We start from the raw sequence: 26121 nt of genomic DNA on the forward strand, positions 1-26121 counted from the left end.
ATTGAGGGGTGGTCAGATCCCGCGAACCGAGGCCACCGTGAACGGGATCTCCGGCGTCCCCGGCCCCAACGGGCCGCCCTTGTCGAACTGCGAGCGCACCACGTACAGGGAGCCCCGATCCCGCACCAACGTCGTGGGCAGTTGCAGCGCCGGGTCCGTCAGCCGCCGCTCCATCCGCGCCGACGAGCCGTCCTCGGAGACCCGCCACCGGCTGATGGCGTTGGCGGTGTTGTGCACCACCCACAACGTCCCCTGCCACATTTCCAGCCCGTCGGCCTGCCGCACGTCGCCTCCGCGCAGCGCCACGCGGCGTACGGCGGCCGTGGCCGGGTCGATGCGGTAGAGGCCGCCGCCGGTCATGTCCGCCGTCAGCAGGAAACGCCCTGACGGGTCGGCGGCGATGCCGTTGAGCGCCATCGACTCGGGCGCACCGGGGTCGCGGAGCCCGGCCAGGTCGGCGAACGGACGCAGCGTCCCGGAACCGGCCTTGAGCTGGGCGGGAGTCACCCGGTAGACGACGGCGCGGAGGCTGTCGGTGAGGTAGGCGCTCCCGTCGCGCCCGATGGCCACGTCGTTGGCGAAGGTGCCGTCCCCGGCAGGCAGGTCGAAGCGGGCCAGCAGTTCGCGGTCGCGGGTGTCGTACACGCAGACCCCGCGGGTGGAGTCGATCACCCACAGCCGCCCGGCCTGGTCGACCTCCAGTCCGTTGGCCGTGTGCCGCCCGTCGGCGCCCGCGGGCAGGAAGATCTCGGCGACCCGCCGGCCGGGCGTCATCTTGAACACCGTGCCGTCGGCGTACGAGGCCGCGTACAGGGCCCCGCCGCGCGGGTCGGCGGTGATCCCCTCGGGGTAGACCCGGTCGCCGGGCAGCTCGAAAGCGGTGGACACACGCGGCGAAGCCTGGGCGGGCGGAGCCGTCACGAAGGTGGCCAGCGCCGCGACCGCGACGGCGACGGACATGCGGAAGGAAGGCAAGTCGCCTCTCCAATCGTTAGAGCTCATTCAAGCGAACGAACACGTACGATAGTTAGAGCCCTAATGTTCGTCAACATCGATATCATGTGGAAATGACCTCGATGCCGCTCAACGAACGTTTGGGGGCGCACCTCAAACGGGCGGTGCAAGCGGTCGACGCGGCCAAGCACGCCGCGCTGAAGCCCGCCGGGGTGACCGTGGCGCAGTACGCCGCGCTGGCCTACCTCGGCGAACGCCCCGGCATCTCGGCCGCCGCGCTCGCCAGGGCATGCGGGGTGACGCCGCCCACCATGACCACCGTGCTGAAGAACCTCCAGGAGCAGGGCCTGATCGAGCGCACCCCGCACGAATGGCACAGGAACATCCTGGAGACCCGGCTCACCGAGGCGGGCGAGCGCACGCTGGCCGACGCCGACGCCCGCGCCGTGCGCGTGGAACGCGGGCTGGACGCCGAGTTCACCCCCGAGGAACGCCAGACCCTGATCGCCCTGCTGGCCCGCTGCGTGGCCGTACTCGAACAAGCGGGCAGAACCAGCCCCTGACGGCGACGCGGGCCCGTGCGATCCCGTGAAAGCGACGTCGCTGACCTGGCACTTCTCCTCAGCTCGCGGCTCGATGGAACCGTCGGGCGGGCACGGGGGTCCAAGCCATGGGCGACGTTCACACCGGCACTCCACCGCCTGACGGTCGTACAAGGCGTCGCTTGGGCGGCCGGCTGACGCCGCGGATGGCCCTTCCCGTCCGCGGGTTCGCGCTGGACGTCGCCCCCACCAGCTCAGTCCGGCGAGCCGGCGGCCTGCCACTGCCTCAGCGCGCTGTCGAGCGCGTCGAGGATCTTCGCCCACGAGGCGTCGACGTCGCGCGGATGCCCGAACCCGCCGCTCGCCTCTATCCCGAAGAACCCCTGGTAGGTGCTGCGCAGCAGCCGGATGGCGTCGGTCATGTCAGGCTCTGGCAGCCCGTAGCCGCTCAGATGCGCGTATGTGGTCGCCATGATCCGCTGATGCCCCGCCGACCCGGCGATCACGGCCGGGTCGAGGGCCATCTGCGTGGCCTGGTAGCGGCCCGGCCGCGTGCCCGCGAAGTCGCGCCAGGCGTTGGCGAAGGCGACCAGCGAATCCTTGCCCGCCCGGCCAGCCGTCGCGGCGGTGAGCAGGTCGGCCAGCTCGCGCGCCGCCAGGATCGCCACCCGGACGCGCAGGTCCTGGAGGTTCTTGACGTGGGAGTACAGGCTGGCGTCCTTGACACCGAAGCGGCGCGCCAGCGCGGACACCGTGACGCTGTCGAACCCGACCTCGTCGGCCAGGTCCGCCGCCGCCTCGGTCACGCGATCAGCGGTCAGTCCCGCACGAGCCATCGAACGCCCTTCCTGAAGGAGCCGGTCACAGGGCCGTCGGCAGCACAGGGCGGCCCGTCACCCCGGGGTCGGCCGCGAACAGGGCCCCGGCCTCCGGCTGCTCGCCGCGGTCGACGTTCATGGCCGAGGTGGTGATGAAGAGCCGCTCGAGCCGCTCGCCCCCGAACGCCACCGCCGTCACCTTCTGTACGGGCAGGTCGATGACGGCGTCGAGCCGGCCGCCCGCATCGTAGCGGTGCACGGCCCCGCCGTCCCACAGCGCCACCCACACCCCGCCCTCGGCGTCGACGGTCAGCCCGTCGGGAGCGCCCCGCGCGGGATCGACGCTCGCGAACGGCCGCCGCCCGCTGAGCCCGCCCTCCGGGTCGTAGTCGAGCACGTCGACCCGCCCGGTGGTGGTGTCGGCGTAGTACGCCAGCCGGCCGTCCGGGCTGAAGTCGAACCCGTTGGAGATCGTCACCTCGGGCAGCACCACCCGCAGCGTGCCGTCCGGTGGCTCGGCCACGTAGAACGACCCGCGCCCCCGGCCGGCGTCGTAGGCCATGCTGCCGATGTAGAAGCGGCCGCCGGGGTCGCAGCCGCCCTCGTTCATACGGATCGCGGGGTCGCTCCACGCCTCGCCCAGGGAGCGCAGGGGTGCGTCCAGGTCGTCGGTGTCGGCCAGCAGCAGTTCGCGTTCGGCCGCGACCAGGTATCCGCCCGCGATCCGTGGCCGTACCACGGCGGCCACCGCGCCGACATGGCGGCGGTGGACCGCGCCCCGCTCGTCGAGCGCGAGGACGTCGCCCGCCAGCATGTCCACCCACCTCAGCCCGCCCCACCTCGCCGACCACACGGGCCCCTCCCCGTGCGCGGCGACGGGTTCGGTCACGGTGTACGCAGAGATGGTCATGAACCCTCCTTCGTCGGGCCCATGTTTCCTTGTTTACTGATGACCTCGACAAGCTCGGTCATGAACCCTCCTTCGTCGGGCCCATGTTTCCTTGTTTACTGATGAGCTCGGTCATGCCGGGCTCCTGGAGGTGGCGGGAGGTTTGGTGATCAGCGGCGGCGTGGTCGGCGGCCGGGAGCGCCCGGCGTCCGGGGGCGGCCGGATCCCGCCGGCGTTCGCGGGCCGCCGGAGGCGCTTCGGGCCTGCGCCCAGTGCGCGGGGCGGGTCAGGGAGGCGGGCAGCCGGGTGGCGGCGTCGCCCGCGGCCGCGTTGAGCTGGGCCTGGGTGAGGAAGATGGCGCCGGTCAGATCGGCGCCCGACAGGTCGGCGCCCCTGAGGTCGGCCCCGATCAGGTCGGCCAGCCGCAGGTCCGCGCCCCTCAGGTCGGCGCCGATCAGGTAGGCCCCCCGCAGGTTGGCCGCGCGCAGGTCGGCGCCCTTGAGCTTGGCGCCGATCAGGTCCGCGCCCCTGTGCTCCCTGCCCTTGTGCGCGGCCCTGACCAGTTCGCTCGTCCGCAGCAGCAGCGTGTTGACGGTGTCGCGGTGCGCGCCGACGTCGAGCGTCGCAAGGACGTCGGCGCTCTCCTCGGTCAGCCGCCCGGTCTCGTCGAGCAGCCGGCGCAGCTCGTCGTGGATCGGCCGGGTGGCCTCCAGCGTGAGCGCCTCGGCCACATACCACAGCAGCTCGTGCAGCTGCCGCATGACGGGGAAGACCGCGTACATCTGCCTGGCCGTCGCCGGAGCCTGCCGCCAGCTCGTGCCGCCGAACGTCACCCGCGAGACCTTCTGCCCGGCCCCGAAACAGTCGAAGACGGTGCAGCCGGGGAAGCCGCGCTGCCGGAGCTGGGCGTGGATGCCGCAGCGGAAGTCGTCGCGCAGGTTGTGACAGGGCTGGCCGGCCGCCTTGTCGACGGCGAAGTCGGCCGAGGCCGAGAACGGCAGCGCCACGCAGCACAGCCCGAAGCAGCTCTCGCAGTCGGCCAGCAGGCCGAGCTCGCGCGGGGTCGTACCGGGCAACGGGCAGCTCCTCGGGCGGATCGTGGTCTACGTCGGACTGATCAAAGGGTACTCACGGATGGACGTACGGTGTCGTCGTGCCGAGCCGATCGAACCCCAGCCGCGCCAGAATCGGCCCGCTGTCGTCGCTGGCGTCCACCTGCAGGTACTCGTAGCCCCGCGCGGCCGCCTCGCGGGCACGGTAGGCGACGAGCGCGCGGTAGACGCCGCGGCCCCGCCACTCCGGCACGGTGCCGCCGCCCCACAGGCTCGCGAACCCCGTGCCCGGGTGCAGGTCCATGCGGGCCGCGCTGATCGGCACGTCGCCGGCCATGGCGACGACGGCCACGACGTCCCCGGTGGCGAGCTGGTCGAGCAGGCGTTCGCGGACGTGGGTGGTGCCGAAGACCCGCTCGTGCACACCGGCCGCGAGCTCGACGCCGGCGCGGTCGGTGACGGGGACCAGGCGGACGCCCTCGGGCGCGCCGCTGCCGGGCAGGGCGGCGACCTCGGCGACCATCAGGGCCTCGGCGGGCTCGGCGGTGAAGCCGGCCGCCAGGAGCCTGCGATCGAGGTCGGCGGGGCGGTCGTGGGCGAACAGCTTCCACTCGAAGGACAGGCCGAGCGAGCCGAAGTAGCGGACCTGCTCGGCGATGGCCGCATCGGCGTCGCGTTCGTCCAGGCCGGACCAGAGGATGCCGTTCCAGGCGTGCTCGGGCCCGACCTGCCGCACCACCCCACCCGCCCGCTCGATCCTGACGCCGGGCCCGTCGGGGCGGGCCTCACGCCGCAGTTGCCGGTCGAACAGGGCGAGTGTCTTGTCGCGATCCATCCGGTCACCTCAGCACCCTCGCGCCGGGCCGGGCAACCGGTTTTCTCAGCTTCCGTAACGCCGCTGCCTGGCGGCGAAGCTGCGCAGCGCCCGCAGGAAGTCGATCTCGCGGAAGGCGGGCCAGTAGGCCTCGCAGAAGTACAGCTCGGAGTAGGCCGACTGCCAGAGCAGGAAGTTGGACATGCGCTGCTCCCCGCTGGTCCTGATGACCAGGTCGGGGTCGGGCTGGCCGGCGGTGTAGAGGTGGGGGGTGATGTCGTCCACGGTCAGGGTGGAGGCCAGGTCGAGCATGCTCTGCCCGGATTCGGCCCGCTCGTACAGCAGTTCGCGGAGGGCGTCGATCACCTCCTGGCGGCCTCCGTACCCGATGGCCAGCGTGAGGTGGAACCCGGTGGCGCACGTGCGGGTCGCCTCGACGGCGCTCTTGAGCGCGCGGGCGGTCGTGTCGGGCAGCATGTCGAGCAGCCCGGCGACGTGCACCTGCCAGCGGGCGTCAGGCCGGTCGAAGTGCTCGGCGACCATGTTCTCGATCACCCGCAGCAGGTAGGCCACCTCCTCGTCGCCGCGGCGCTGGAGGTTCTCGGTGGAGCACAGGTACACGCTCACATGCTTGATGCCCAGGCCCTCGCACCAGGACAGCACGTGCTCGATGTGCTCTGCCCCGTACTTGTGGCCGATGCTCGGGTTGGGCAGGCCCTTCTGCTTGGCCCATCGCCGGTTGCCGTCCATGATGAGGCCCACGTGGCCGGGCAGCGGGCCGGTCGCGAGCTGACGGCGCAGGCGGCGGGCGTAAAGGGCGTGGAGGAGGTCAGACGTCTGCACTCTTCCAGGATGGCGTGCCCACGGCTTCTGTATCTGATCTTTCCTGATTTTAGGGGTTCTCCCGATCGTCGAACATGCGTCTTTCGCAGCGCGGGACGGATCAGCTTGCCCACCCCGCGCGCCAAGCCCCGGGCCCGCCGGACACCATCGAGGCCAGGCCCGGTGGCGGGGTGCACCTGCCCGGGACGATCCCCGGCTGGGCGTCATCCGGGCGGCACGAGGCCGTGCTCGTGGGCGTAGATGGCGGCGTGCACCCGGGTCCGCAGGCCGAGCTTGGTGAGGATCCGGTTCACATGGGTCTTGACCGTGCCCTCCTCGATCGTGCACGCGGCGGCGATCTCGCCGTTGCTCATCCCGCGCGCCAGGAGCCGCAGCACGTCGTGCTCGCGCGGGGTCAGCAGGCCCAGCTCGGGGCCGGCCTGGCGCGGCGACAGCGCGGCGAAGCGGCTGATCAGACGCCCGGTGACCTGCGGGTCGACCAGCCCCCGGCCCTGGTGCAGCTCGCGCACCGCCGCGACCAGCAGGTCGGGGTCGCTGTCCTTGAGCAGGAACCCGGCCGCTCCGGCCCGCAACGCCCCGAACAGGTACTCGTCGAGGTCGAAGGTCGTCAGCGCCAGCACGCGCGGCGCCGGCTCGACGGCGCCGAGACGGCGGATCGCGGCGATCCCGTCCATCTGCGGCATGCGCAGGTCCATCACCGCCACGTCCGGCCGCCGCGACAGCGCCTGGCGCACCGCCTCGGCGCCGTCGGCGGCCACCGCGACCACCTCGATGTCCGGCTCGCCGTCGAGGATCAGCCGCAGCGCCTCACGCGCCGCCTCCTGGTCGTCGGCGACCAGGACCCGGATCGTCACCACGCCGCCCTCTCCTCGGTCGCCGACGCCTGCCGCCTCCCGGTCACCACGCCGCCCTCTCCTCGGTCGCCGACGGTCACCACGCCGTCCTGTCGTTGGGCAGTTCGGCCCGCACCCGCCAGCCGCCCGCGCCGGACGGCCCCGCCGACAGGGTGCCGTCGAGCAGGCGCACCCGTTCGCGCATGCCCCTGATGCCGTTGCCCTCGGCCTCCGCGACCGCCGACGCGCCGCCGTTGTCGACGACCTCGACGCGCACGCGGCGATCGTCCTGCCGGACGTGCACGCTCACCTCGGTCGCACTCGAATGACGCGCCACGTTCGTCAGCGCCTCCTGCACGATCCGGTACGCGGTGTGGTCGACCGCGGGCGGCAACCCGCCCTCGATCCCGGTACGGCGCACGCGGATCCTCCTTTCCGCGCCGGCCAGCCGTTCGGCCAGCAGATCCAGGTCGGCCACGCCGGGCGCAACCACGGCCGGGGGCTCGTTCAGCGTCCGCAGCAGGGCGCGCACCTCGCCGAGCGCCGACTGCGACAACTCCGAGATCGTGTCGAGGGCGCGCCCGGCCGGCACGTCGCCCGCCGTCCTGCGCGTCGCCGCGGCCTGCAACCGGATCGCGGTCAGATAGTGGCCGACGCTGTCGTGCACGTTCCTGGCCAGCCAGGCGCGCTCCTCGGCCAGCACGCGCTCGGCCTCGGCCCGCTGCAGCCGCAGCCGTTGGTCGGCCCGCTCGCGGTGCAGCCGCAGCGCGTAGCCGGTGGCCACCGGCGCGACCGCCATGATCACCATGTTGGTGAGGATCGGCACGGACCCGCCGATGGTTGTCGCGGTGCCGAACGCCCAGCAGGTGGAGACGGCCAGCACCAGGCCGGGCCGCCGCGGCCGGTGGTAGACGGCGGTGCAGAACAGGCCCATCGTGACCAGCAGTCCCTCCCACCGGTGGAGCAGCGCCATGCCGGCCGTCGCGATCAGCGCCGACGCCGTGGCGGCGCCCAGCGGCAGCGCCCGCCGGACGAGCAGCGGAAGGCCGGCCCCGACGCTGAAGACGACCAGGAGCGGCACGTCGATCGGCGCCTGCCGCTCCCACATCGTCAGCAGCGTCACAACGGCCGCGACGCCGCCGACGAGCAGAACCTCCCGCAACCAGCGCATGACACGATCATGCCGGACCGCACGTGGTGCCTTCCGCCGGGAGTTTCCCGGTGCTCAGGTAGCGGTGTACGTGCTCGCGGACGCAGGGGTGCCCGTACAAGTAGAGCGCGTGACCGCCCTTGACCGGGACGAACCGGGCACCCCTGAGCTGGGTGGCGATCCGGCGCGCGTCCGCCGGCGGCGCCGCGTCGTCGTACTCACCGCTGACGATCAGGGCCGGCGGCAGGCGCAGCTCGTCTTCGCGCGGCGGGATCGTCGTCGCCTCCGGCAGCCCCGAGCACTGGACCGCCCTCGGCCATGCGTGGGTCCAGCCGATTCGAGGCGCGACGCTTCTCAGCCGTTTCTCCAGGCTCATGACCTTGTCGTGAGCGGTCGGAGACGGGAGGTCGGCGCACATGACGATCCTGCTCAGGGCCGGGTCAGGCACGACGTCGGGATATTTGGCGAACTGGGTGGCGTCGCCCGCGTGCGCCTCGGCCAACGATGTGGCCAGCTTGGGCCACGACGGCTCGTAGCTGACGCTGACGCGGGAGGCGATCAGGGACGCGTCGGCGGCTGCGCCCGGGCCCGCGCCCGGCGCGGGGATCGGTCGTTTCGCGGCGCGGGCCATGACCTCGTCCCACACCTTGAGCACGTTGCGGCCGTTGAGCGCGCAACTCTTGTCCGTGGCGCACCACTCGGCGAAGCGGTGCAGGTTTCGCTCCTTGGTCCTGGCGCGGGGGAGCAGCCAGCTCTCCCAGGACGGGTTGGTCTGGTCGATGACGCTGTCCAGGTACATGCGGCCGACGCGGTGGGGGAAACGTTCGGCGTACGCGCGGCCGACGACTGTGCCGTAGGAGTTGCCGAAATAGTTGAGCTTCGGCTCGCCCAGCGCGACGCGGATGGCCTCCATGTCGCCGGCGACCTGCCAGGAGTTGAGCTTGTCCGCCAGCGGCCCCGCCGCCTTGGCGCATCCGGCGCCGAAACGTCGGTTCAAGGCCGTGAAGGCGTCGTAGGCGGCCCTGTCGGGCAGCACCCATCCGGTTTTCCCCGGCACCGGCAGCGGGTCCGGGCACACGACCGCGGTGCTCGCCTCGAAGCCGCGCGGGTCGGAGACGACGACGTCGAACCACTGCGTCAGGTCGGCGATGAGGGCCTTGGTCTGGCGAAGCACCGAGATCTGCTGGGCGGGGCCGCCCATGTTGAGCAGCAGCGTGCCCTTCTTCGCGGCCGGATCCCTGGCGGGCAGCCTGGCCAGGCCGAGCTCGATCCGCTCGCCGCCGGGGGCGGCCCAGTCGGCGGGCACGGTGATCCGGCCGCACTGCAGGCCGTCCCCGCAGTCGCGCCACGACAGGCCCTCCTGAGCCGCGGCGGGGGGCGCGGCCGTCACGCAGAGCAGGCCCGCGCCGAGCACGGCGGTGATCGTTCTTCTCATGTGCCTCAGCCTGGCCGAAAGGGGGTCGCCGGGTCGTCTGCCTTTCGATAGATCTTGGGCGGGCGACGGCCGTTCCGCCGTAGATCAGTTCGAAGGCCAACACGCCATCACCATCCGTGACTCAACGGGGCCAATTCCGTAATATCAAGCCGATGACCTGGGGAAACGCTACGGGGTCGCGGGAGGCAGCGTGTCGGAAACGCAGGCGTTCGACGTCATCGTCGTCGGCTCCGGCGCCGCCGGCGGAATGGCGGCACACGAGCTCTCTCTGGCGGGCCTTCGCGTCCTGATGCTGGAGGCCGGCCGGAACTACGAGCCCGTGACCGAGACCCCGATGTTCCAGACGCCGGAGGCGGCGCCGCTGCGCTCGGCCGGCTCGACGGACAAACCCCTGGGCTATTACGACGCCACCGTCGCCGGAGGCTCGGACATCGACGGCGAGCCCTACACGGGGACGGAGGAGTTCCAGTGGTGGCGGCCGAGGATGCTGGGCGGCCGGACCAATCACTGGGGCCGGGTGGCGCTGCGTTTCGGGCCGTACGACTTCAAACCGAAGACGCGTGACGGGCTGGGCTTCGACTGGCCGATCGAATACACCGATCTGGCGCCCTGGTACGACAAGGTCGAACGCCTCATCGGCGTCACCGGCCTGCCGGAAGGCATCGAGAACGTCCCCGACTCGCCGCCCGGCGTGCACCTTCCTCCGCCGCCCCCGCGCCCCCACGAAATCGTGCTCACCCGGGCTTTCGAGCGCATGGGAATGAAGGTCGCGGCGATGCGCGCGGCCATTCTCACGCGCCCGCTGAACGGCCGCGCGGCGTGCCTGTACGCGACGCCGTGCACGCGCGGCTGTTCGAGCAGATCCAATTTCCAGAGCACCACCGTGCTCATTCCGCCCGCCCGCGCGACAGGAAATCTGAGCATCCTGTGCGACGCCATGGTGTCCAGGGTCGACGTCGACGAGAGCGGGCGCGCGAGCGGGGTCACCTTCAACGACCGCGTGAGCGGCGCCGAGTACTCGGTGCGGGCCAGGGCGGTGGTGCTGGCGGCGGGCACCTGCTCGTCCGTGCGCATCCTGCTGAACTCGAGAAGCGAGGTCTTCCCCAACGGGATCGGCAACAGCCAAGGACTCGTCGGCAAATACCTGATGGACACCCTCGAGTTCAGCCTGGATTCGCAGATACCGCTGCTGGAGAAGTTGCCCCCGCGCAACGACGACGGCATGTTCGCGCCGCACATCTACGTGCCCTGGTGGCTTCTGCCCGAGCAGACCGCAGGACACCTCGATTTCCCGCGCGGTTACCACATCGAGCCGCGCGGCGGGCGCAGGATGCCGAACATGAGCAACGTCGGTCAGCTCGTCGACTCCAGCAAGGCGGCCTACGGCGACGCCCTGCGCGCCGAGGTCCGGCGGAAGTTCGGCTCGGTGATCACCCTCAGCGGCGAGGGCGAGATGATCCCGAACGAGAACTGCTTCGCCGAACTCGACCCCACGACCAAGGACAAGTGGGGGATTGCGGCCCTGCGTTTCCACTGGAAATGGGGGGAGGCGGAGATAAAGCAGGCCGAACACATGAAGGCCACCTTCAACGAGGTGTTCCGCCTGCTCGGCGGCGCGCAGGTCACCGACGACATCGAGATGCCGAAGGGCGGCGAAGCCGATCACGAGGTCGGCGGCGCGCGCATGGGCACCTCGCCGCAGAACTCCGTGATCAACGCCCACAACCAGTGCTGGGACGTGCGCAACCTGTTCGTCGTCGACGGCGCCGCGTTCGTGTCGAGCCCCGACAAGAACCCCACGCTCACCATCCTGGCCCTGGCCGCGCGCAGCTCCGCCCACCTCGTCGAACTGATGAAATGCGGCGGGCTCTAGCCGGGCCGCCCGCGCGCGGAAAAGGGAGGGACAGTTGAAACTGGAGAAGTTCGAAGAGCTCCGCATCACGGTGCCGGGAGGGTACGGCAACGACCCCAACCTGGTGACGCCGGAAACGCCGTGGCCGCGCACGCTGCAACCGCGCGAGCGCGAACTCGTCGCCGCGCTCGCCGACGTCCTCCTGCCGGGCACCGCCGAATATCCGGCGCCGAGCGCGATGGGCATCGTCGGCTTCTTCGACGACTGGGTGAGCGCGCCTTACGCGACGCAGCAGAAGGACAGGACGATCATCGTGGACGGCCTCGGGAACCTCGACGAGGAGGCCCACCGCCGGTTCGGGACCGGATTCGTGGAAATCGACGACGACCGGCGGCGTGCGATCGTCGATGACCTCGTCGCGGCGCCCGCCGCTTCCACCCAGCGGAAGTTCTTCACCAAGTTCCGCGGCCGGTTGTTCGGCGGCTACTTCACCTCGGACCTGGGAATGAAGGCGATCGGTTACCAGGGGAACGTGCCGCTGCGCAGTTTCCCGGAGGTCGATCCGGAGGTCCGGCGCATCATCGAAGACGAACTCGCCAAACTCTGGCTGTAGCCCGACCACTGGGGATCATTGCAGATGAAGACGATACGTGAATACGTCGAGGCGCGCATTCTGTCGCCGGACGACCTCAAAGGCGCGCTACAGCTCGCCATGAAACTGGAATTCGCCACGATCCCGCCCTACCTGTGCGCGCAATGGTCGGTCAAACGCGACCCCGACCGCACCGAGGGCGTCGTGCACCGGATCGTCACCCAGGAGATGTTCCATTTCGCGCTGGCGGGCAACCTGCTGACCGCGGTCGGCGGCATGCCGTCCATCGCGCACAAGGACTTCCTGCCGACCTATCCGGCAAGCGAGCTGCCCGGCGGAATCCCGCAGGCGTTGCCCGTCGATCTGAAGCCGTTGACCAAGGACCAGTTGGCGGTGTTCATGCAGATCGAGTTGCCGGAATTCCCGCCCGTCGCGCTGGATGTGGTGCCGCCGGCGACGATCGGCGCGTTCTACGACACGATCATCGCGACGTTCCGGAGCCTCAGTCCCGGCATCGATCCCAACGCCCATGCGGTCGAGGTGCCTTTCGCCGAACCCATCAGAACCGTCGACGACGCGATCAAGACGATCGAGCGGATCAAGAGCGAAGGGGAGGGCGTTCAGGGCTCGCCGGACCAGCCGACCGGCGAGCGGGACAGCCTGGCGCACTATTACCTGTTCAAGGAGCTCTTCACGCAAAAGCGGCTGGTGAAGGTCGGCGACGAATGGAGTTTCAGCGGAGACTCCGTCATGCTGCCGGAGGTGTTCGCCTTCGAGCGCTCCTCCGCCGACCCGAACCCGTCGAGGGAGTTCAGCCGTATCCTGACGGACCTGCTGACCGACCTGGAAACGTGCTGGAAAGCGGGCGAGCCGCCGAACATCGCGGCGATGTTCCAGCTCAAGCTCGCCGGGCAGAAGCTGATCAAACAGGGAATCCGACCGGAATTCGTGTGGGCCGACTGACGCCGCGGGCCCCTGCCGCGGGTGAACGAGGGCGCTTGCGGCGACTTTACTGACCTGTCAGTATTCAGCCGTGGAGGATCATCGACTCAGTCCCGGCGGGCGGCGGCTGCTGGAGGTGGCGACCGACGTCTTCTACGCCGAAGGCATCCGCGCCACCGGCGTCGACACGCTCGTGGAGCGGGCCGGCGTGTCGAAGCCGACCCTGTACGCCCAGTTCGGCTCCAAGGAGAACCTGGTCGCGGCCGTGCTCGACCGCCGCAGGGCGGCACGGCAGGCGGCGCTGACCGCCTACCTGGCCGACCGCGGGGCCGGCGGCGGCCCCGCGGTGCTGGCGGTCTTCGACTGGCTGGCCCAGGGGCACGGCCGCGAGGGATTCAGGGGTTGCGCGTTCACCAACGCGGCCGTCGAGCTGCCCGACCCCGGCCATCCGGCCCGCGCGGTGATCTCGGCCTACAAGTCCTGGCTGCGCCGGACGTTCACCACGCTGGCCGAACAGGCGGGCGTGGCGGCGCCGGACGTGGTGGGCGACGCGTTGTTGCTGCTCGTCGACGGGGCCAACGCGCGTGTGGTGGTCGATGACGACCGTACGGCGATGCTGCGCGCCAAGGCGGCGGCGGCCAGGCTGATCGGAGTGGCCGATGCGTGAGATGCCGATCGGCCTTGAGCACGAGTTCTCCTTCCCGATCCCGCAGAGCAAGATCGTCGCAGCGCTTTATCCGGAGTCGCCGGAGTTCGCCGCGATGCCGCCGGTGCTGGCCACCGGGTTCCTCGTCGGGCTGCTGGAGTGGACGTGCGTGCGCGCGCTCATGCCCTACCTGGACTGGCCACGCGAGCAGACCGTCGGCACGCACATCGACGTCAGCCACAGCGCCGCCACCCCGCCCGGCCTCAACGTCACCTGCCGGGCCCGCCTGACCGGCGTCGCCGGCCGCCGCCTGACGTTCGAGGTGAGCGCCGACGACGGCCACGACGTCATCAGCACCGGCACCCACGAGCGCGCCGTCATCGACGCCGCCCGCTTCACCGAACGGGTCGGGCGCAAGGGCGGGCCGGGCTGAACCCGCGGAGTACGGAACGGCTCCGGAAAAGGAGGACGCCGCAGAAAGGCGTGCGAAACGCTTTCCGCTTCGGTTTGATGACCTTTGGTCGGCCGTGTGTTGTACGGGGGCCGACGACGACGACGGGAGCGACATGCGAAAAAAGTATTCCCTGTTCACCGCCGCCTTCGCGGTGGTGGCGGCGCTGTTATCCGTTCCGGCGGGGGGCGCCGCCCGCGCCGCCATCGCCTGGGCGCCCTGTGAAGAGGAGCCCGCCGCCGAGTGCGGCACGCTGGCCGTTCCGATCGACTGGTCCAAGCCGGACGGTCCCACCATCGACCTGGCGCTGGCCAGGCGCAAGGCCACCGACCCCGCGGCTCGCGTCGGATCCCTGGTGATCAACCCGGGCGGTCCCGGCGGGTCGGGCGTGGAGGCCGCCTACGGCGCCCCCGGGTTCTTCACCGAGGAGCTCCAGCGGCGCTTCGACATCGTCGGCTTCGACCCGCGAGGCGTGGGCCGCAGCCATCCGGTGATCTGCTCGGCGTCGGTGTACAACGAGATGCCCTACGCCGTCATGACCAGCCAGGCCGACTTCGACAGGTGGACCGCCTACGCCAAGCGGCTGCGTCAGGACTGCCGGGCTCGTACGGGCCCGCTGTACGACCACGTCGACTCGGTGAACGTCGCACGCGACCTGGACGCCATCCGCGCCGCCCTCGGCGAGGAGAAGCTCACCTACTACGGCATCTCCTACGGGACGCTGATCGGGCAGATGTACGCCGAACTGTTCCCGAACCGGATCAGGGCGCTGGCCCTCGACAGCAACATGGACCACAGCCTCGGCGTCAAGGCGTTCCTCGACTCTGAGGCCGCGGCCGTCGAGGACGCCTTCGACGAGTTCGCCGGCTGGTGCGACCAGGAGCCGAGCTGCGCCCTGCACGGGCAGGACGTCCGGGCGGTGTGGGAGCGGCTGCTGGCCAAGGCGCGCAAGGGCGAGCTGTACTACCCGGGCGTCCCCGACCGCCCGATGACCGAGGTGCAGGTCCTGTGGCAGGGCGTGCTCGGCACTGAGGGGCCCGCCTGGCAGTTGCTGAGCGAGATGCTGCGCGCCCTGGACGGCGGGCCGCTGCCGCCGTGGGTGCCCCCGCTGCCCGGCAGGCAGCCCGTGACGAGCGAGGTCGCCCAGTTGCCGACCGCGATCCTGTGCCAGGACTACAACCTGCGGGTGCGTGACTACAAGGAGTACGCCGCGCTCCTGCGCAGCTCGAAGCGACGGGCGCCCGACATGCGCCTCAACCCGATGCCGATCGAGGACCTGCCCGTCTGCCTCAACCACCCCACCACCAACCCGCAGCACCGGCTGCGCTACACCGGCAGCGCTCCGTTGCTGCTGGGCAACTCGCTGCACGATCCCTCCACCCCGTACGGCTGGTCCGCCAACGTGGCACGCCAGCTCGGGCGCAAGGCGGTGCTGCTCACCTATGAGGGCTGGGGGCACCGCATCTACGGCAAGGACCGGTGCAGCACGGAGCCCATCGACGCCTACCTGATCTCGCTGACCGTGCCGCCGCACGGCTTCCGCTGCCCGGTGGGCGGGGGCGAGGCGAGCGTGAAGCGGCAGCCCGAGGTGTGGCCGACGGACCGGCTCCCCTGGGGCGCCTCGATCACGAACAGCTGAGGGACGACCGGCCCCGAGCCGCTAGGCCGGGGCCGAGGCGGCGACTCCGTCGAGGATGAGGCGCAGGCCGTGGGCGAAGGCCTCCTGGCTCGTCGGAGCGCCGCTTTCGCGCACCCCGGCGACCGTGAGCGGGAAGTCGTCGTACGCCGGCAGCTCCTGGGCGTCCCCGCGCGCCTGGCGTTCGCGCGCGGCCTGCTCGTTCAGCACGAACCCGAGCGTGTAGTGGCTGATGGAGCCGATCGCGTGCAGGCCCTGCGCGGGCGTGAACCCCAGCTCGACCAGCGTACGCAGCTCCCGCTCGAACGCCTGGGCCACCTCGGGGCCCGGGTTGCTCCCGGAGATCAGCCGCGCCCCGTCGCGATGGCTCAGCAACATCCGCCGGTAGCGGTGGGCGCGGCGGGTCAGCCACTCGCGCCAGGACTCGTCCTGGCGCGGCCCGCCCATCTCGGGGGCCAGCAGCTCGCGCGCCATCTCCTCGAGCAGCTCCTGCTTGTTGCGGAAGTGCCAGTAGAGCGCGGGGTTCTGCACGCCCAGGCGGGCGGCCAACCGGCGCACCGACAGGCCGTCGAGGCCGACCTCGTCGAGCAGTTCGAGCGCGGCGCGGACGACGGTGTCGCGCGCCAGTCCTTTCTGTGCCATCGCGGGGCCACTTTACAGCGCTAAGGGCGGGTTCCGATCACGGCCGTGGCGTCCAGTTCCCGCGAGACCATGGCCCGCGCGGCCAGTCCGGCCCGGGTGAGGGCCGAGGCGGTCGCCTCCGCCTGGCGTTCGCTCGTCTCCACCAGCAGGTGGCCGCCCGGCGCGAGCCATCGGGGAGCTTCGGCGATCACCCGCCGTACGACGTCGAGCCCGTCGCCGCCCCCGTCGAGCGCCAGCAGCGGCTCGTGCAGCCGGGCCTCGGCGGGCAGCAGCCCGATCGAGCGCGAGGGCACGTACGGGGGACTGGCGATGAGCAGGTGCACCCGGCCCAGGAGGGCGGCGGGCAGCGGCGCGTACAGGTCGCCCTCGTAGACGTGCGCGGCGGGCAGGTTGCGGCGGGCGCAGCGCACGGCGGCGGGGTCGAGGTCGGCGGCGTACAGTTCGGCGCGGTCGAGCCGCGAGGCCACGGCCGCGCCCATGGCGCCCGTGCCGCAGCACAGGTCGAGGACGACCGGCGTGCCCTCGATCGGGCCGGCCAGGGCGACGGCCTGCTCGATGAGGAAGGCGGTACGCGGCCGGGGCACGAACACCCCCGGCTCGACCGCCACCCGCAGGCCGCAGAAGTCCGCCCAGCCCAGGACGTGTTCGAGGGGTTCGCCCGCGACTCGGCGCCCGACCATGGCGTCCAGGCCGTCCTGCGTGGGGGCGGCGGAGATCAGCAGTGCCGCCTCGTCCTCGGCGAACACGCACCCGGCGGCGCGCAGCCTGACCACGACCTCAGCGACAGATGACGAAAAAACCGACATGGGAGCCTTTCGGAATGGGCGCTCCCGCGGTGAACCTAACGATCGCTGGAAGGGAGCACCCGGCCTGACACAGCGGTAATGGGTCTCACCTCCCAAGGTCGATCTCGTCCGAGACGGCCACAGTACCAGAGCCCGCCACCCACCAGCATGGACGACGACCGGCCGAGCCTGGACGCCCCGGCGCCGGGACTTTCTCGCGATCCCCGACAGCATTTCCTGGTTAATTGCCCTTTTTGTGCGTGGCATGCGTTTATCTGCGGATGGACTTCGCCGCTGATCCGCGCTATTCATTTCCTCCGTCGGTTGCCTTTCGGCTGGGGGAGAAAATGGCTCGTTCACGCAGAACCACAATAAAAATCGCCGCCGCGCTCGCGGTGCTGTCGGCAGGCCTGACGGTGCCGACGGCCGCGGAGGCGAGCGACCCCGTGCGGCTCACCCGCTTCATCGGGGAGCAGCGTCTGCCGCACCTGATGCGGTTCAAGGGGACCGTCGTAGGCGGCCTGTCCGGGATCGACCGCGACCCCCGCACCGGGACCTGGGTCTTCGTCTCCGACGACCGGTGGCGCTACGACCCCGCCCGCTTCTACACCGCGACACTGGACATCGACCTGGAGAAAGGAACCTTCGACGGGGTGCGCCTGACCGGGGTCACCACGATGACCAGGGCCGACGGCACCCCCTACCCGGCATACGGGCAGCCGTACTCGGCCGACCCCGAGACGATCAGGTTCGACCCGTGGAGCACAGGGCTGCTGTGGGGCGACGAGGGCGACCGGCCCGACGCCACTCATCCGGACATTCCCGTATCGAGTTCCGCGGTGCGAATCATGGGCGCCGACGGCCGGGTATTGTCGGAATTGCCGGTGCCGTCGAATTTGGAGCTCACCAGCGCCGACGTCGGGCCGCGGCGTAATCAGGGTTTCGAGGGGCTGGCGGTCGCCGAGCGGACGATCGCCGCCGTGACCGAGGGCCCGCGCTACGAGGACGGGCCGCCCCCGACGCTCGAACGCGGCGCGCCCGCCCGGCTGACCACGTGGAGCCGCACCGGACGGCTGCGCGGCCAGTACGTCTACCCGCTCGACGCCCTGCCCGCCGCGCCCAACCCGCCGACCGGCCTGGCCGAGACCGGCGTGTCGGAGCTGCTGGCCGTCGACGACTTCCGCTACCTGGCGCTCGAACGGGCCTGGATGGAGGGCGTCGGATACCGGGTGAAGCTGTACGAGGTGGACCTGCGCGGGGCCACGAACGTGCTGAACAGGCCCTCGCTCGGCAGCACCTACCGGGCGGTCAGGAAGCGGCTGGTGCACGTGTTCGGGAGGCCGACGCAGAACCTGGAGGGCCTGGCCTGGGGGCCGAGGCTCGACAACGGCGAGTGCACGCTGGTGATCGGGTCCGACGACAACTTCGCCGCCGACGAGGTGACGCAGTTCCTGGCCTTCGCGGCGACCGGCTGCAACCTCTGAGCCCCGCGCTCACAGACAGTGGATGCGGCGGCCCGAGATCTGGTGCGGGATGATGCGGATGTAGAGGTGGCGTTCGCCGCCGGCCCACGGCGTGACGCCCGAGGCGGCGACGTCGGCGACCTCCTCGGGCTCCACGTGGTGGGCCGGGCCCTGCACCAATATGCTCCAGCCCTCGCGGTTGGTCTCGTCGATCATGTCGATCTCGAACGCGATCTTGATGTCCACGCCGGCCAGCCCCGTCCGCAGGTCCTGGTCCATGGGGCCGCCCTCGGCGGTGCGGAAGATGATCGCGCCGTGGTGCATCTTGAAGTTGACCGGCATCACCGTCGGCCCGTGCGAGCCGCTGAACGCCACCCGCCCGATCCCCCCTGGCTCGATCAGCCGCAGGCACTCCGCCTGCTCCAGCACCTCCAGCGTGGGATGCGCCATGGCGGGGCCGCGGCCGGGCGGCCGATCATGACCGGCGCCGAGCAACTCGTCGACCGTGGTGCTCAGGGCGTCGGCCAGGCGGTAGAGGACGCCCTGGTCGGGGGTGTCGACGTTCTCCTCCAGGTATTTCACGTATCCGGGCGCCAGGTCCGCGCGCTCGGCGACCTGCTCCTGGGTCAGGCCGAGCCGTTCGCGGTGGTGGATGATGCGTCGCCCGAGATCACCGGTGCCAGTCATGATCGCTTCTCCCCCGTAGAGCGGAAGGCCGGGAACCCAGCCCGTCCAGGCACGGCCTGGTCAGGCGGAAGGTGGCCTCGTTGTGGACGCTACCCGCGCACGCGCCGCCCAGCCCTGCCGCGCCCCCCACAGCGGCCTGAGGCGCCGCAGCCCCGGCGGATACGGGCGTGTCGCGCTCTTCCTGCGGGTAGGTTCTCGTCAGCGGGCCCGCACGACGTGATCCCCCCGGGGGCTTGGAGGTTTGCGGATGAAAGCGTTCACCGGGCGCTTCCTGCCGTTGGTGGTGGCGCTCGGAATGGGCGCCGCGGCCTGCGGCGCGGGCGGCAGCGGCGGCCCCGGGGCCGAACCCGAGGCCACCTCCACGGCCTCGGTCGACTCCCCGACGCCCCCGAGCGCGGCCGAGCCGACCAGCCAGGCCACCTCGCCCGGCCCGGCCGAGTCGACCGGCTCTCCACGGGTTCCCTCGGCCACGCCGCGTGAGCGGCTCGTCGCCGGGTCCTACCAGCCGCTGTGGCCCTTCTCCGGCCCTGAAGAGGTGACGGCCTGGCAGCGCGCCTACCGCAAGGACGGCGACCGGGCCTGGCACCTCGACCCGCGCCGCACCGCGGTCGCCTTCACCCGCGACTACCTCGGCTTCGGCGAGATCGACCAGGCCGTCAAGACCGTCAAGGAGGGCAGGCACGCGCGGGTGCACGTCGGCTACCGCAGCGAGGACGTCGGGAAACGGCTGGTCGCCGCCGTCGTGCACCTGGTCAGGTACGGCTCGGGCGACGACGCCCCCTGGGAGGTCGTCGGCACGGACGACACCGACCTGACGCTGACCACGCCCAAGTACGGCGCGTCGGTGGCCTCGCCGCTGACCGTGGGCGGCCGGATCACGGGCGTGGACGAGAGCGTCAGGATCCAGGTACGGCGGCCGGGCAAGCAGGACCCGGTGGGGGAGCGGTGCTGTGTGAGCGCCGGAGGCCAGAAGTCGCCGTGGTCGGCGAACGTCTCCTTCTCCACGCCCCCCGGCGGGACGCTGACCGTCGTGGCCTCCACCGGCGGGCACGTCGCCGCCGTCGAACGCTTCGCCGTCACCGGCGTCACCCTCGAAGGATCGCCCCCGTAATAGGCTGGTTCATGAACGGGCATTCATTAAAGGGGGGCGTTCATGGGCAGGCCGCGCACGACCAGCGACGAGGCGATCCTCCAGGCGGCCGGGCGGGCGATCGGCCGCCACGGCCCCCACGGCCTCACGCTGGCCGCCGTCGCGACGGAGGCGGGGCTGTCGCCGGCCACGCTGGTGCAGCGGTTCGGCTCCAAAAAGGGGCTGCTGACGGCCTTCGCCGACCACGCCAACCAGAGCGTGCGCCTGCCGTTCCAGCGGGCCCGCGAGCGGCACGACTCCCCGCTGGAGGCGCTGCACGCCGCCCTGGCCGACCTTTCCTCCGCCGTGGCCACGCGGGAGGAACTGGCCAACAGCATCGGCCTGCTGCAACTCGACCTGACCGACCCCGAGCTGCGTGAGCGGGCCGCGGAACACGCCCGCCGCATGCACGACGAGATCGCGGCGCTGCTGGCCGAGGCGGTCGCGGCGGGTGAGCTGGCGGGCCAGGCGCAGGTGCCCCGGCTGGCCCGCGCGGTCCAGATCGCCTACAACGGCGTGCTCATCGTGTGGGCGCTGACCGGCGAGGGGCCGCTCGCGGCGGCGATGCGCGAGGCCGTCGAGGAGACCCTCGGCGTCAAGACCCCGAATCAATGGGCTGAGCAGGGCTGATCAGCTAGCCTCGGCTTGGTGCCGGGTCCTGCTCGGATGGACCGTGACGCGTCAAGAGGTGTGCATGAGCCAGTTGGAACACCATTCGTCTGAGTCCCTGGCGGCGCTCGCCCGCAGACACGGGCTGCGTCCGGCCATCGCGCGGCCGAGGTTCCCCGTCTACGTGCGCCAGCTCTGGGAGCGGCGGCACTTCATCCTGACGTACGCGACCTCGCGCAACGTCTCCAAGTACTCAGGCTCCGCCCTGGGCCAGCTCTGGCAGGTCCTCACCCCGCTGCTGAACGCCGCGATCTACTACGTGATGTTCGGCCTCATCCTGGGCGGCAGCAAGAACATCGACAACTATCCCGCGTTCCTGCTGACCGGGATGTTCGTCTTCACCTACACGCAGCGCACCGTCACCGCCGGCGCCAAGTCCATCTCCGGCAACCTGTCGCTGATCCGCGCCCTGCACTTCCCGCGCGCCTCGCTGCCGCTGGCCTACACGATCCAGGAACTGCAGCAGCTCACCATCTCCATGGGGGTGCTGCTCGGCATCGTGGTCCTCACCAAGGAGTGGCCGAACTGGTTCTGGCTGACGATCCCGATCGTGCTGCTGCTGCAGACGATGTTCAACATCGGGGCCGGGCTGGTGCTGGCCCGGCTGGGGGCCTCGATACGCGACCTGAACCAGTTGCTGCCGTTCATCATGCGGACCTGGCTGTACGCGTCAGGGGTCTTCTTCGCCATTCACGACAAGGTCGTCAACAGCGCGAAACTGCCCGAGTGGGTGGCCACCGCGATGTACCTCAACCCGGCGGCCTCCTACATCGAGTGGATGCGCGACATCCTGATCGGCAGCCACACGCCGCCGCCGATGGTGTGGGTGTCGTGCGTGTTCTGGGCGGTGTTCTCGGTGGCCTTCGGCTTCTGGTACTTCTGGCGCGCCGAGGACCGGTACGGGCGGGGCTGAGCCCGCCCGCCTGGCTCAGCCCTTCCCGCGCGCCTCGAAACGCGGGTAGAAGTGCTGGTTCTTGCCGAGCGTGACCAAAGTCTCCACGACCTTGCCCTTGAGGTCGATGACGCCGACGCCCTTGCCGGTCGCGGCGATCAGGCGGCGCTCGTCGTACCAGCCGAGCACGGACCCCCAGACGGGGCTGGAGGGCAGCTTGACCCGGGTGACGGCCTTGCCGGTGGCGGTGTCCCACACGCAGGCCGAGCTCTCCAGAGACATGCACGCGGTGACGAAGCGGCGGCCCGACGGGGTGAACGTGCCCTGCCCCTGGGCGACCGGGCGGCCGCGGACGTGCCAGGTGCGCTTGACGGCGCCCTCCAGGTCGTACTGGCGGATGGAGGTCCTGCCGTTCTTGCCCCACCGCACCACGACGCCCTTGCCGTCGCGGGTCCACTGGAAGCCGCCGACCGTGATCAGGGCCTTGTCGATGCGGACGAAGCGCGGCTTCAGCGTGGGCGTCTCGATCAGCACGATCCCCGCGGAACGCGGCTCGCCTCCCGCCTCGAACACGTTGAGCAGCAGATGGCGGCCGTCCGGCGACCAGGTCGGCCACAACGTTTGGAGGTAGCCGTTCTCCCGCGTGGGGTCCTGGGGGACGGGCAGCTCGATCTCCGTCCGCTCGCCCGTTTCGCGGTCCGTGACCGTCACCTTGGGCACGCCGAGGCCCCTGGTCTCGTGCAGGAGGGCAGCCCAGCGTTCGTCGGGGGAGACGGACAGGGTGCCGTCGGCGGCCACGAAGGCACGCTTGGCCGGATCCCAGGCCCACGAGCCGTCGTGGGGCCTGCCCGGGGTCGGGGCGCCATACGAGGTGAACTGGATCGGCCGGCCGGCCATCTTCGCCACGATGGTGGCCTGGGTCCCCGGCAGCTTCCCGGTCGGAGGCTGGGCGGGCGGCGCGCCCAACGTGGCGGCCAGGGCCAGTGCGGCCCCTAAGTTCATGATCATGTCAGCGGATCATATGTGATCATGCACGGCCGAAGGGGATGAACGGCAGAGGTCGGCCGGTTGAGGTGAGAGCACACGTGCCAATGCGACGGCGCTCCTAAGGTGTGATGTCGTTGGGTCAGCGTGGGATATGGTGCCGTTTCTACGGCGTGATGCCGTTGGGCAGCGTTAGATGCGGCGTCGCTCCGAGGGCGTGATGCCGTGTACGCGTTTGAAGGCGACGCTCAGGGCGAAGGCGTTGGCGTACCCGACTCTGCGCGCGATGCCGGCCACGGTCGCGTCGCTGCCGCGCAGCAGGTCGGCCGCCAGCGCGAGTCGCCAGCCCGTCAGGTACCGCATCGGCGGCTCGCCCACCGCCGTGGTGAAGCGGCGCGCGAACGCGGCCCGCGACAGGCCCGTCCTGGCCGCCAGTTCCGTCACCGTCCACGGGTGGGCCGGATCGTCGTGCAGCAGCCCCAGAGCGCGGTCGACCGCCGGGTCGCCCGTCGCGCGGTACCACGACGGCGCCCCCGGCTGGTCGAACCAGGCGCGCAGGGCTGCGCCCAGCATCACGTCCAGGAGCCGGTCGAGCACCACCTGCTGCCCCGGCGCGTCCTCGCTGACCTCCATGCTCACCAGGTCCACCAGCCCCGGCCGCCGGTCGTCGGCCGGTACCACCAGCACTTCGGGCAGCGCCCGCAGCAACCGCTCGCTCACCCCGCCGTCGTACGCGCCGCCGAGCAGCAGCGCCGGCCCGTCCGGCCGTTCCCCGCAGGTGCGCGCGGCCAGCCGCCTGGCCCCAGGCGCGCAGTAGTCGGCAGGGGTGACCACCTGGCCGGGCGGCGTGGCCGGGTCGTCGGCGACGGTGAAAGGACCGCGTACGACCGCCACGTCCCGAGTGCCGAGCGGTACCGGCGCACCGGTGTCGGGGACGACCCAGCCATGCTCGCGCACCATGGTCACCAGCGACAGCGGCACGTCCAGGGAGAAGCGCAGCGACCACGGAGGATCCAGCACCGCCTGCCCGAACACCGCGCCCCGCGCCCGCACCCCGTCCAGCAAGCGGGCCAACACATCCACGGCACCCACCCTAGACGCCCGCGAATGCCCGCGAGCCGCACGAACATGGCGCCCGGCCGGGCGAGGGCCGTTGACTTGACTCATGACTGAACAAGCGATTCTGGTTCTCGGCGGCACGGGCAAATCAGGCAGCAGGATCGCCGCCCGGCTGCGGGCGCGCGGAGCCGCCGTACGCGTGGCCTCCCGTTCCGGTGAGTGGCGTTTCGACTGGAACGACCGCGCCACCTGGGACCACGTCCTGGACGGCGTCGCGGCGGTGTACGTGGTGCCGCTCGACGGCGCGGTCCTCACCCGCCCCTTCGTCGAGCGGGCGGCCGGCCTGGGCGCAGGCCGGCTCGTGCTGCTGTCGGGGCGCGGCGTGGACGTTCCGGATTACATCGTGGGCGACGCCGACGCCGGCGCGACCCACGTCGACGGGGAGAGCGCGGTACGCGACAGCGGCCTGCCGTGGACGATCGTCCGGCCCGGCTGGTTCGCCCAGAACTTCAGCGAGGGCTTCTTCCGCGAGGCGGTCCTGGCGGGCGAGCTCAGGCTGCCCGCCGGGGACGGCGCGGCCAGCTTCGTGGACGCCGAGGACATCGCCGACGTCGTCGTCGCCGCGCTCACCGAGGACGGGCACGCGGGGCGGACCTACGAGCTGTCCGGGCCGAGGGCGCTGACGATGACCGAGGTCGCGGCCGAGATCTCCGCGGCGACCGGCCGTACGGTGCGCTATGTGCCGCTCGGGCCGCAGGAGTTCGTCGCCGAGCTGGTCGGACAGGGCTGGCCGGAAGGGGACGCCAAGGAGTACGCGGACGTGGTCTCGCCCATCAGGCGCGGGAAGGACGCGTACCTGTCGGAGGGGGTGCGGCAGGCGCTCGGGAGGGACGCCCGCGACTTCTCCGCCTACGCCCGCAGCGCCGCCGACGCGGGGGCGTGGGACTGACACTCGGGGGCCGTGCCGGCCGCCGACCTGTCAACCGGTCGGCCCCTGCTCAACCCCGGGCGTTTCGACCCCTCGATCCCCGAGAACGTCACCAAGCTCGCCGCCGCTTGGACCCGGCGACCCTCAGAGAGAGTCTTTGACGGGTGACCAGGCGGCGTCCCAGGCGCGGTACCGTCCCCGGTCCAGCAGCCAGCGGACCCCCGCGAACGCCGCCGTCACGAGCGTCGCCGACACCAGCATGATCAGCAGGCCCGTCGCCACGCCGGTGATGCGTAGTTCGTCCCTGCTCGGTGGCGGGGCGGCCTGGTGGCCGCCGGCGTCGACCCAGATGTTCAGCTCGGTGCCCGCCTTGGCCAGGACCGGGGCGCGGAGCCTTCCCGTGTGCTGCCGCCCCGACGCCGTCGTCCACCGCGCCGGCGTCAGCTCTCCTGTGGCGACCTCGCCGAACGACAGGTACGCGACCGGCGCGTCGGCCAGCAGCGTCGCGCGTACCTGCTGGCGGCCTGTCGTGTCGGGCACGCTCCCGTACGCCTGCCGCCCCGCCGCCACCGCCGGCCAGAGGCTGAGCAGGACCAGGGACGCCGCCACCGCCAGCGCCACGCTCTCCACCCGATCGGAACGCCGCCGCAGCGGATTGCGGTCCAGCCGGTACCTTCGCCACCACGCGGTCACAAGCTTCATCGAGCACCCCCTCAGAGGACTTTAGGCGCTCACGAAGGAACAGGAGCACACCCCACCGCTATCGCCGGTTAAGTGCTGATTGTCGCTGTCGGGCGTTGGCCGGTGATCACTTGGCGGCCGGGCGGGCGCGGATGTGCATGCGTTCGCCCTGGGGGCCGAACAGGGCCAGGACCTCGGTCGGTTCCGGGTCCGGGTTGATGAAGGCGTGCGGCGTCCTGGTGTCGAACTCCGCCACCTCCCCCGGCCTGAGGATCACGTCGTGCTTGCCGAGCAGCAGCCGCAATCGCCCCGCCAGCACGTACAGCCACTCATACCCCTCGTGGACCTGCTGCTCCGGCTCGTAGCCCGGCCAGTGCGGCGGGTAGATCTGCTTGAACGCCTGCACCCCGCCCGGCCGGCGGCTCAGCGGGATGAACGTCTGGCCGTTGCGCTTGATCGGGCGCAGGTGCACGCGCGGATCGCCCGTCGTGGGCACGTCGATGAGCTCGTCGAGCTGCACCTGATGGGCCCTGGCCAACAGCAGCAGCAGCTCCAGCGTCGGCTTGCGCTGACCGGACTCCAGGCGTGACAGGGTGCTGACCGAGATGCCGGTGCTCTTCGAGAGCTGCGCCAGCGTCGCGCCCCGCTCCACGCGCAGCGATCGCAGGTGCGGGCCCACGGACTGGAGTACGTCGTCGAGGTCCATGGCTCCACATTGCCATTTCGGCAATGACATTTGTCAAATCGCCGGCG

The 26121-nt window shown here is 71.2% G+C and carries 28 protein-coding genes; 12 read left to right on the forward strand and 16 right to left on the reverse strand.

All coding sequences use genetic code 11. The features are described 5' to 3' along the window. Window positions 1-12: 12 nt before the first annotated feature. The gene (locus ACFOY2_RS28665) at window positions 13-960 is read right to left on the reverse strand and encodes an SMP-30/gluconolactonase/LRE family protein (RefSeq protein WP_379531187.1); all 948 of its coding nucleotides are present in this window, start codon (window positions 958-960) and stop codon (window positions 13-15) included. Window positions 961-1067: 107 nt separating this feature from the next. Between ACFOY2_RS28665 and ACFOY2_RS28670 the strand changes: the two genes are divergently transcribed. After that, entirely contained in the window at window positions 1068-1517 is a 450-nt protein-coding gene (locus tag ACFOY2_RS28670) for a MarR family winged helix-turn-helix transcriptional regulator (protein WP_379531188.1), read from the forward strand. Between the two features lie 233 nt (window positions 1518-1750). On the opposite strand, the gene ACFOY2_RS28675 is transcribed toward ACFOY2_RS28670, so the two are convergent. From ACFOY2_RS28675 to ACFOY2_RS28710, 8 genes are all read right to left on the reverse strand, one after another. After that, entirely contained in the window at window positions 1751-2332 is a 582-nt protein-coding gene (locus ACFOY2_RS28675; RefSeq protein WP_379531189.1) for a TetR/AcrR family transcriptional regulator, read from the reverse strand. A 25-nt stretch (window positions 2333-2357) separates the two neighbouring features. Next, window positions 2358-3224, reverse strand: coding sequence for an SMP-30/gluconolactonase/LRE family protein (locus ACFOY2_RS28680; protein WP_379531190.1), 867 nt, complete (start codon window positions 3222-3224; stop codon window positions 2358-2360). A gap of 149 nt (window positions 3225-3373) precedes the next feature. Beyond that, complete coding sequence (locus ACFOY2_RS28685; RefSeq protein WP_379531191.1) at window positions 3374-4279, reverse strand: pentapeptide repeat-containing protein; 906 nt, start codon at window positions 4277-4279, stop codon at window positions 3374-3376. A 52-nt stretch (window positions 4280-4331) separates the two neighbouring features. After that, window positions 4332-5090, reverse strand: a complete 759-nt coding sequence (locus ACFOY2_RS28690; RefSeq protein ID WP_379531192.1) for a GNAT family N-acetyltransferase — start codon at window positions 5088-5090, stop codon at window positions 4332-4334. A gap of 45 nt (window positions 5091-5135) precedes the next feature. Then, on the reverse strand, window positions 5136-5912 hold the full coding sequence (gene uppS / locus ACFOY2_RS28695; RefSeq protein ID WP_379531193.1) for a polyprenyl diphosphate synthase: 777 nt from the start codon (window positions 5910-5912) through the stop codon (window positions 5136-5138). A gap of 203 nt (window positions 5913-6115) precedes the next feature. Next, window positions 6116-6769: a response regulator gene (locus ACFOY2_RS28700; RefSeq protein ID WP_379531194.1), complete on the reverse strand. Its 654-nt coding sequence runs from the start codon at window positions 6767-6769 to the stop codon at window positions 6116-6118. Window positions 6770-6842: 73 nt separating this feature from the next. Then, window positions 6843-7916, reverse strand: coding sequence for a sensor histidine kinase (locus tag ACFOY2_RS28705; RefSeq protein ID WP_379531195.1), 1074 nt, complete (start codon window positions 7914-7916; stop codon window positions 6843-6845). A 7-nt stretch (window positions 7917-7923) separates the two neighbouring features. Continuing rightward, entirely contained in the window at window positions 7924-9330 is a 1407-nt protein-coding gene (locus ACFOY2_RS28710; protein WP_379531196.1) for an alpha/beta fold hydrolase, read from the reverse strand. A gap of 190 nt (window positions 9331-9520) precedes the next feature. Here ACFOY2_RS28710 and ACFOY2_RS28715 point away from each other — a divergent pair, with 190 nt between their 5' ends. The 6 genes from ACFOY2_RS28715 to ACFOY2_RS28740 all read left to right on the forward strand — a co-directional run bounded on the left by ACFOY2_RS28715 (window position 9521) and on the right by ACFOY2_RS28740 (window position 15452). Then, the gene (locus ACFOY2_RS28715; protein WP_379531197.1) at window positions 9521-11203 is read left to right on the forward strand and encodes a GMC oxidoreductase; all 1683 of its coding nucleotides are present in this window, start codon (window positions 9521-9523) and stop codon (window positions 11201-11203) included. A gap of 34 nt (window positions 11204-11237) precedes the next feature. Next, on the forward strand, window positions 11238-11795 hold the full coding sequence (locus ACFOY2_RS28720; protein WP_379531198.1) for a gluconate 2-dehydrogenase subunit 3 family protein: 558 nt from the start codon (window positions 11238-11240) through the stop codon (window positions 11793-11795). 24 nt (window positions 11796-11819) lie between these two features. Continuing rightward, window positions 11820-12737 carry a ferritin-like domain-containing protein gene (locus ACFOY2_RS28725; protein ID WP_379531320.1) on the forward strand — a complete coding sequence of 306 codons (918 nt, stop codon included), beginning with the start codon at window positions 11820-11822 and terminating at the stop codon, window positions 12735-12737. Window positions 12738-12807: 70 nt separating this feature from the next. Continuing rightward, window positions 12808-13383: a TetR/AcrR family transcriptional regulator gene (locus tag ACFOY2_RS28730; protein WP_379531199.1), complete on the forward strand. Its 576-nt coding sequence runs from the start codon at window positions 12808-12810 to the stop codon at window positions 13381-13383. Further along, window positions 13376-13795: a thioesterase family protein gene (locus tag ACFOY2_RS28735; protein WP_379531200.1), complete on the forward strand. Its 420-nt coding sequence runs from the start codon at window positions 13376-13378 to the stop codon at window positions 13793-13795. The genes ACFOY2_RS28730 and ACFOY2_RS28735 overlap by 8 nt, the downstream gene beginning before the upstream one ends. Window positions 13796-13928: 133 nt before the next feature. After that, window positions 13929-15452, forward strand: coding sequence for an alpha/beta fold hydrolase (locus ACFOY2_RS28740; protein ID WP_379531201.1), 1524 nt, complete (start codon window positions 13929-13931; stop codon window positions 15450-15452). A gap of 21 nt (window positions 15453-15473) precedes the next feature. On the opposite strand, the gene ACFOY2_RS28745 is transcribed toward ACFOY2_RS28740, so the two are convergent. Continuing rightward, the gene (locus ACFOY2_RS28745) at window positions 15474-16091 is read right to left on the reverse strand and encodes a TetR/AcrR family transcriptional regulator C-terminal domain-containing protein (RefSeq protein WP_379531202.1); all 618 of its coding nucleotides are present in this window, start codon (window positions 16089-16091) and stop codon (window positions 15474-15476) included. Window positions 16092-16111: 20 nt separating this feature from the next. After that, window positions 16112-16897: a putative protein N(5)-glutamine methyltransferase gene (locus tag ACFOY2_RS28750; protein ID WP_379531203.1), complete on the reverse strand. Its 786-nt coding sequence runs from the start codon at window positions 16895-16897 to the stop codon at window positions 16112-16114. A 326-nt stretch (window positions 16898-17223) separates the two neighbouring features. Between ACFOY2_RS28750 and ACFOY2_RS28755 the strand changes: the two genes are divergently transcribed. Continuing rightward, the gene (locus tag ACFOY2_RS28755) at window positions 17224-18360 is read left to right on the forward strand and encodes an esterase-like activity of phytase family protein (RefSeq protein ID WP_379531204.1); all 1137 of its coding nucleotides are present in this window, start codon (window positions 17224-17226) and stop codon (window positions 18358-18360) included. A 9-nt stretch (window positions 18361-18369) separates the two neighbouring features. On the opposite strand, the gene ACFOY2_RS28760 is transcribed toward ACFOY2_RS28755, so the two are convergent. Next, window positions 18370-19026, reverse strand: coding sequence for a helix-turn-helix domain-containing protein (locus ACFOY2_RS28760; RefSeq protein WP_379531205.1), 657 nt, complete (start codon window positions 19024-19026; stop codon window positions 18370-18372). 247 nt (window positions 19027-19273) lie between these two features. On the opposite strand from ACFOY2_RS28760, the gene ACFOY2_RS28765 reads away from it, so the two are divergent. From ACFOY2_RS28765 to ACFOY2_RS28775, 3 genes are all read left to right on the forward strand, one after another. Continuing rightward, on the forward strand, window positions 19274-20137 hold the full coding sequence (locus tag ACFOY2_RS28765) for a hypothetical protein (protein ID WP_379531206.1): 864 nt from the start codon (window positions 19274-19276) through the stop codon (window positions 20135-20137). A 42-nt stretch (window positions 20138-20179) separates the two neighbouring features. Continuing rightward, window positions 20180-20785: a TetR/AcrR family transcriptional regulator gene (locus tag ACFOY2_RS28770; RefSeq protein WP_379531207.1), complete on the forward strand. Its 606-nt coding sequence runs from the start codon at window positions 20180-20182 to the stop codon at window positions 20783-20785. A gap of 64 nt (window positions 20786-20849) precedes the next feature. Continuing rightward, window positions 20850-21737 carry an ABC transporter permease gene (locus ACFOY2_RS28775; protein ID WP_379531208.1) on the forward strand — a complete coding sequence of 296 codons (888 nt, stop codon included), beginning with the start codon at window positions 20850-20852 and terminating at the stop codon, window positions 21735-21737. A 15-nt stretch (window positions 21738-21752) separates the two neighbouring features. On the opposite strand, the gene ACFOY2_RS28780 is transcribed toward ACFOY2_RS28775, so the two are convergent. Both ACFOY2_RS28780 and ACFOY2_RS28785 read right to left on the reverse strand, forming a co-directional pair. Beyond that, window positions 21753-22724, reverse strand: a complete 972-nt coding sequence (locus tag ACFOY2_RS28780; protein WP_379531209.1) for a TolB family protein — start codon at window positions 22722-22724, stop codon at window positions 21753-21755. Window positions 22725-22892: 168 nt separating this feature from the next. Then, window positions 22893-23783 (reverse strand): AraC family transcriptional regulator, encoded by an 891-nt coding sequence (locus ACFOY2_RS28785; protein ID WP_379531210.1) that lies wholly within the window; start codon window positions 23781-23783, stop codon window positions 22893-22895. 82 nt (window positions 23784-23865) lie between these two features. Between ACFOY2_RS28785 and ACFOY2_RS28790 the strand changes: the two genes are divergently transcribed. Continuing rightward, on the forward strand, window positions 23866-24708 hold the full coding sequence (locus ACFOY2_RS28790; protein ID WP_379531211.1) for an NmrA family NAD(P)-binding protein: 843 nt from the start codon (window positions 23866-23868) through the stop codon (window positions 24706-24708). 123 nt (window positions 24709-24831) lie between these two features. On the opposite strand, the gene ACFOY2_RS28795 is transcribed toward ACFOY2_RS28790, so the two are convergent. Together ACFOY2_RS28795 and ACFOY2_RS28800 are read right to left on the reverse strand one after the other, a co-directional pair. Then, a complete protein-coding gene (locus tag ACFOY2_RS28795) occupies window positions 24832-25389 on the reverse strand; it encodes an Rv1733c family protein (protein ID WP_379531212.1) in 558 nt (185 codons plus the stop codon). A 106-nt stretch (window positions 25390-25495) separates the two neighbouring features. Next, entirely contained in the window at window positions 25496-26074 is a 579-nt protein-coding gene (locus tag ACFOY2_RS28800; RefSeq protein ID WP_379531213.1) for a helix-turn-helix domain-containing protein, read from the reverse strand. Window positions 26075-26121: the final 47 nt, after the last annotated feature.

Source organism: Nonomuraea purpurea (genome assembly GCF_042650645.1).
In the GTDB taxonomy this organism is placed as follows: Bacteria; Actinomycetota; Actinomycetes; order Streptosporangiales; family Streptosporangiaceae; genus Nonomuraea; species Nonomuraea purpurea.

Bases quoted from the DNA above. Each gene is read 5' to 3' on its own strand.
- ACFOY2_RS28680 (WP_379531190.1), bottom strand. From the start codon at position 3,224: ATGACCATCTCTGCGTACACCGTGACCGAACCCGTCGCCGCGCACGGG.
- ACFOY2_RS28745 (WP_379531202.1), bottom strand. From the start codon at position 16,091: ATGGCACAGAAAGGACTGGCGCGCGACACCGTCGTCCGCGCCGCGCTC.
- ACFOY2_RS28790 (WP_379531211.1), top strand. From the start codon at position 23,866: ATGACTGAACAAGCGATTCTGGTTCTCGGCGGCACGGGCAAATCAGGC.
- ACFOY2_RS28690 (WP_379531192.1), bottom strand. From the start codon at position 5,090: ATGGATCGCGACAAGACACTCGCCCTGTTCGACCGGCAACTGCGGCGT.
- ACFOY2_RS28795 (WP_379531212.1), bottom strand. From the start codon at position 25,389: ATGAAGCTTGTGACCGCGTGGTGGCGAAGGTACCGGCTGGACCGCAAT.
- ACFOY2_RS28740 (WP_379531201.1), top strand. From the start codon at position 13,929: ATGCGAAAAAAGTATTCCCTGTTCACCGCCGCCTTCGCGGTGGTGGCG.
- ACFOY2_RS28675 (WP_379531189.1), bottom strand. From the start codon at position 2,332: ATGGCTCGTGCGGGACTGACCGCTGATCGCGTGACCGAGGCGGCGGCG.
- ACFOY2_RS28750 (WP_379531203.1), bottom strand. From the start codon at position 16,897: ATGTCGGTTTTTTCGTCATCTGTCGCTGAGGTCGTGGTCAGGCTGCGC.
- ACFOY2_RS28670 (WP_379531188.1), top strand. From the start codon at position 1,068: ATGACCTCGATGCCGCTCAACGAACGTTTGGGGGCGCACCTCAAACGG.
- ACFOY2_RS28665 (WP_379531187.1), bottom strand. From the start codon at position 960: ATGTCCGTCGCCGTCGCGGTCGCGGCGCTGGCCACCTTCGTGACGGCT.
- ACFOY2_RS28735 (WP_379531200.1), top strand. From the start codon at position 13,376: ATGCGTGAGATGCCGATCGGCCTTGAGCACGAGTTCTCCTTCCCGATC.
- ACFOY2_RS28780 (WP_379531209.1), bottom strand. From the start codon at position 22,724: ATGATCATGAACTTAGGGGCCGCACTGGCCCTGGCCGCCACGTTGGGC.
- ACFOY2_RS28800 (WP_379531213.1), bottom strand. From the start codon at position 26,074: ATGGACCTCGACGACGTACTCCAGTCCGTGGGCCCGCACCTGCGATCG.
- ACFOY2_RS28755 (WP_379531204.1), top strand. From the start codon at position 17,224: ATGGCTCGTTCACGCAGAACCACAATAAAAATCGCCGCCGCGCTCGCG.
- ACFOY2_RS28710 (WP_379531196.1), bottom strand. From the start codon at position 9,330: ATGAGAAGAACGATCACCGCCGTGCTCGGCGCGGGCCTGCTCTGCGTG.
- ACFOY2_RS28775 (WP_379531208.1), top strand. From the start codon at position 20,850: ATGAGCCAGTTGGAACACCATTCGTCTGAGTCCCTGGCGGCGCTCGCC.
- ACFOY2_RS28765 (WP_379531206.1), top strand. From the start codon at position 19,274: ATGAAAGCGTTCACCGGGCGCTTCCTGCCGTTGGTGGTGGCGCTCGGA.
- ACFOY2_RS28770 (WP_379531207.1), top strand. From the start codon at position 20,180: ATGGGCAGGCCGCGCACGACCAGCGACGAGGCGATCCTCCAGGCGGCC.
- ACFOY2_RS28760 (WP_379531205.1), bottom strand. From the start codon at position 19,026: ATGACTGGCACCGGTGATCTCGGGCGACGCATCATCCACCACCGCGAA.
- ACFOY2_RS28725 (WP_379531320.1), top strand. From the start codon at position 11,820: ATGAAGACGATACGTGAATACGTCGAGGCGCGCATTCTGTCGCCGGAC.
- ACFOY2_RS28705 (WP_379531195.1), bottom strand. From the start codon at position 7,916: ATGCGCTGGTTGCGGGAGGTTCTGCTCGTCGGCGGCGTCGCGGCCGTT.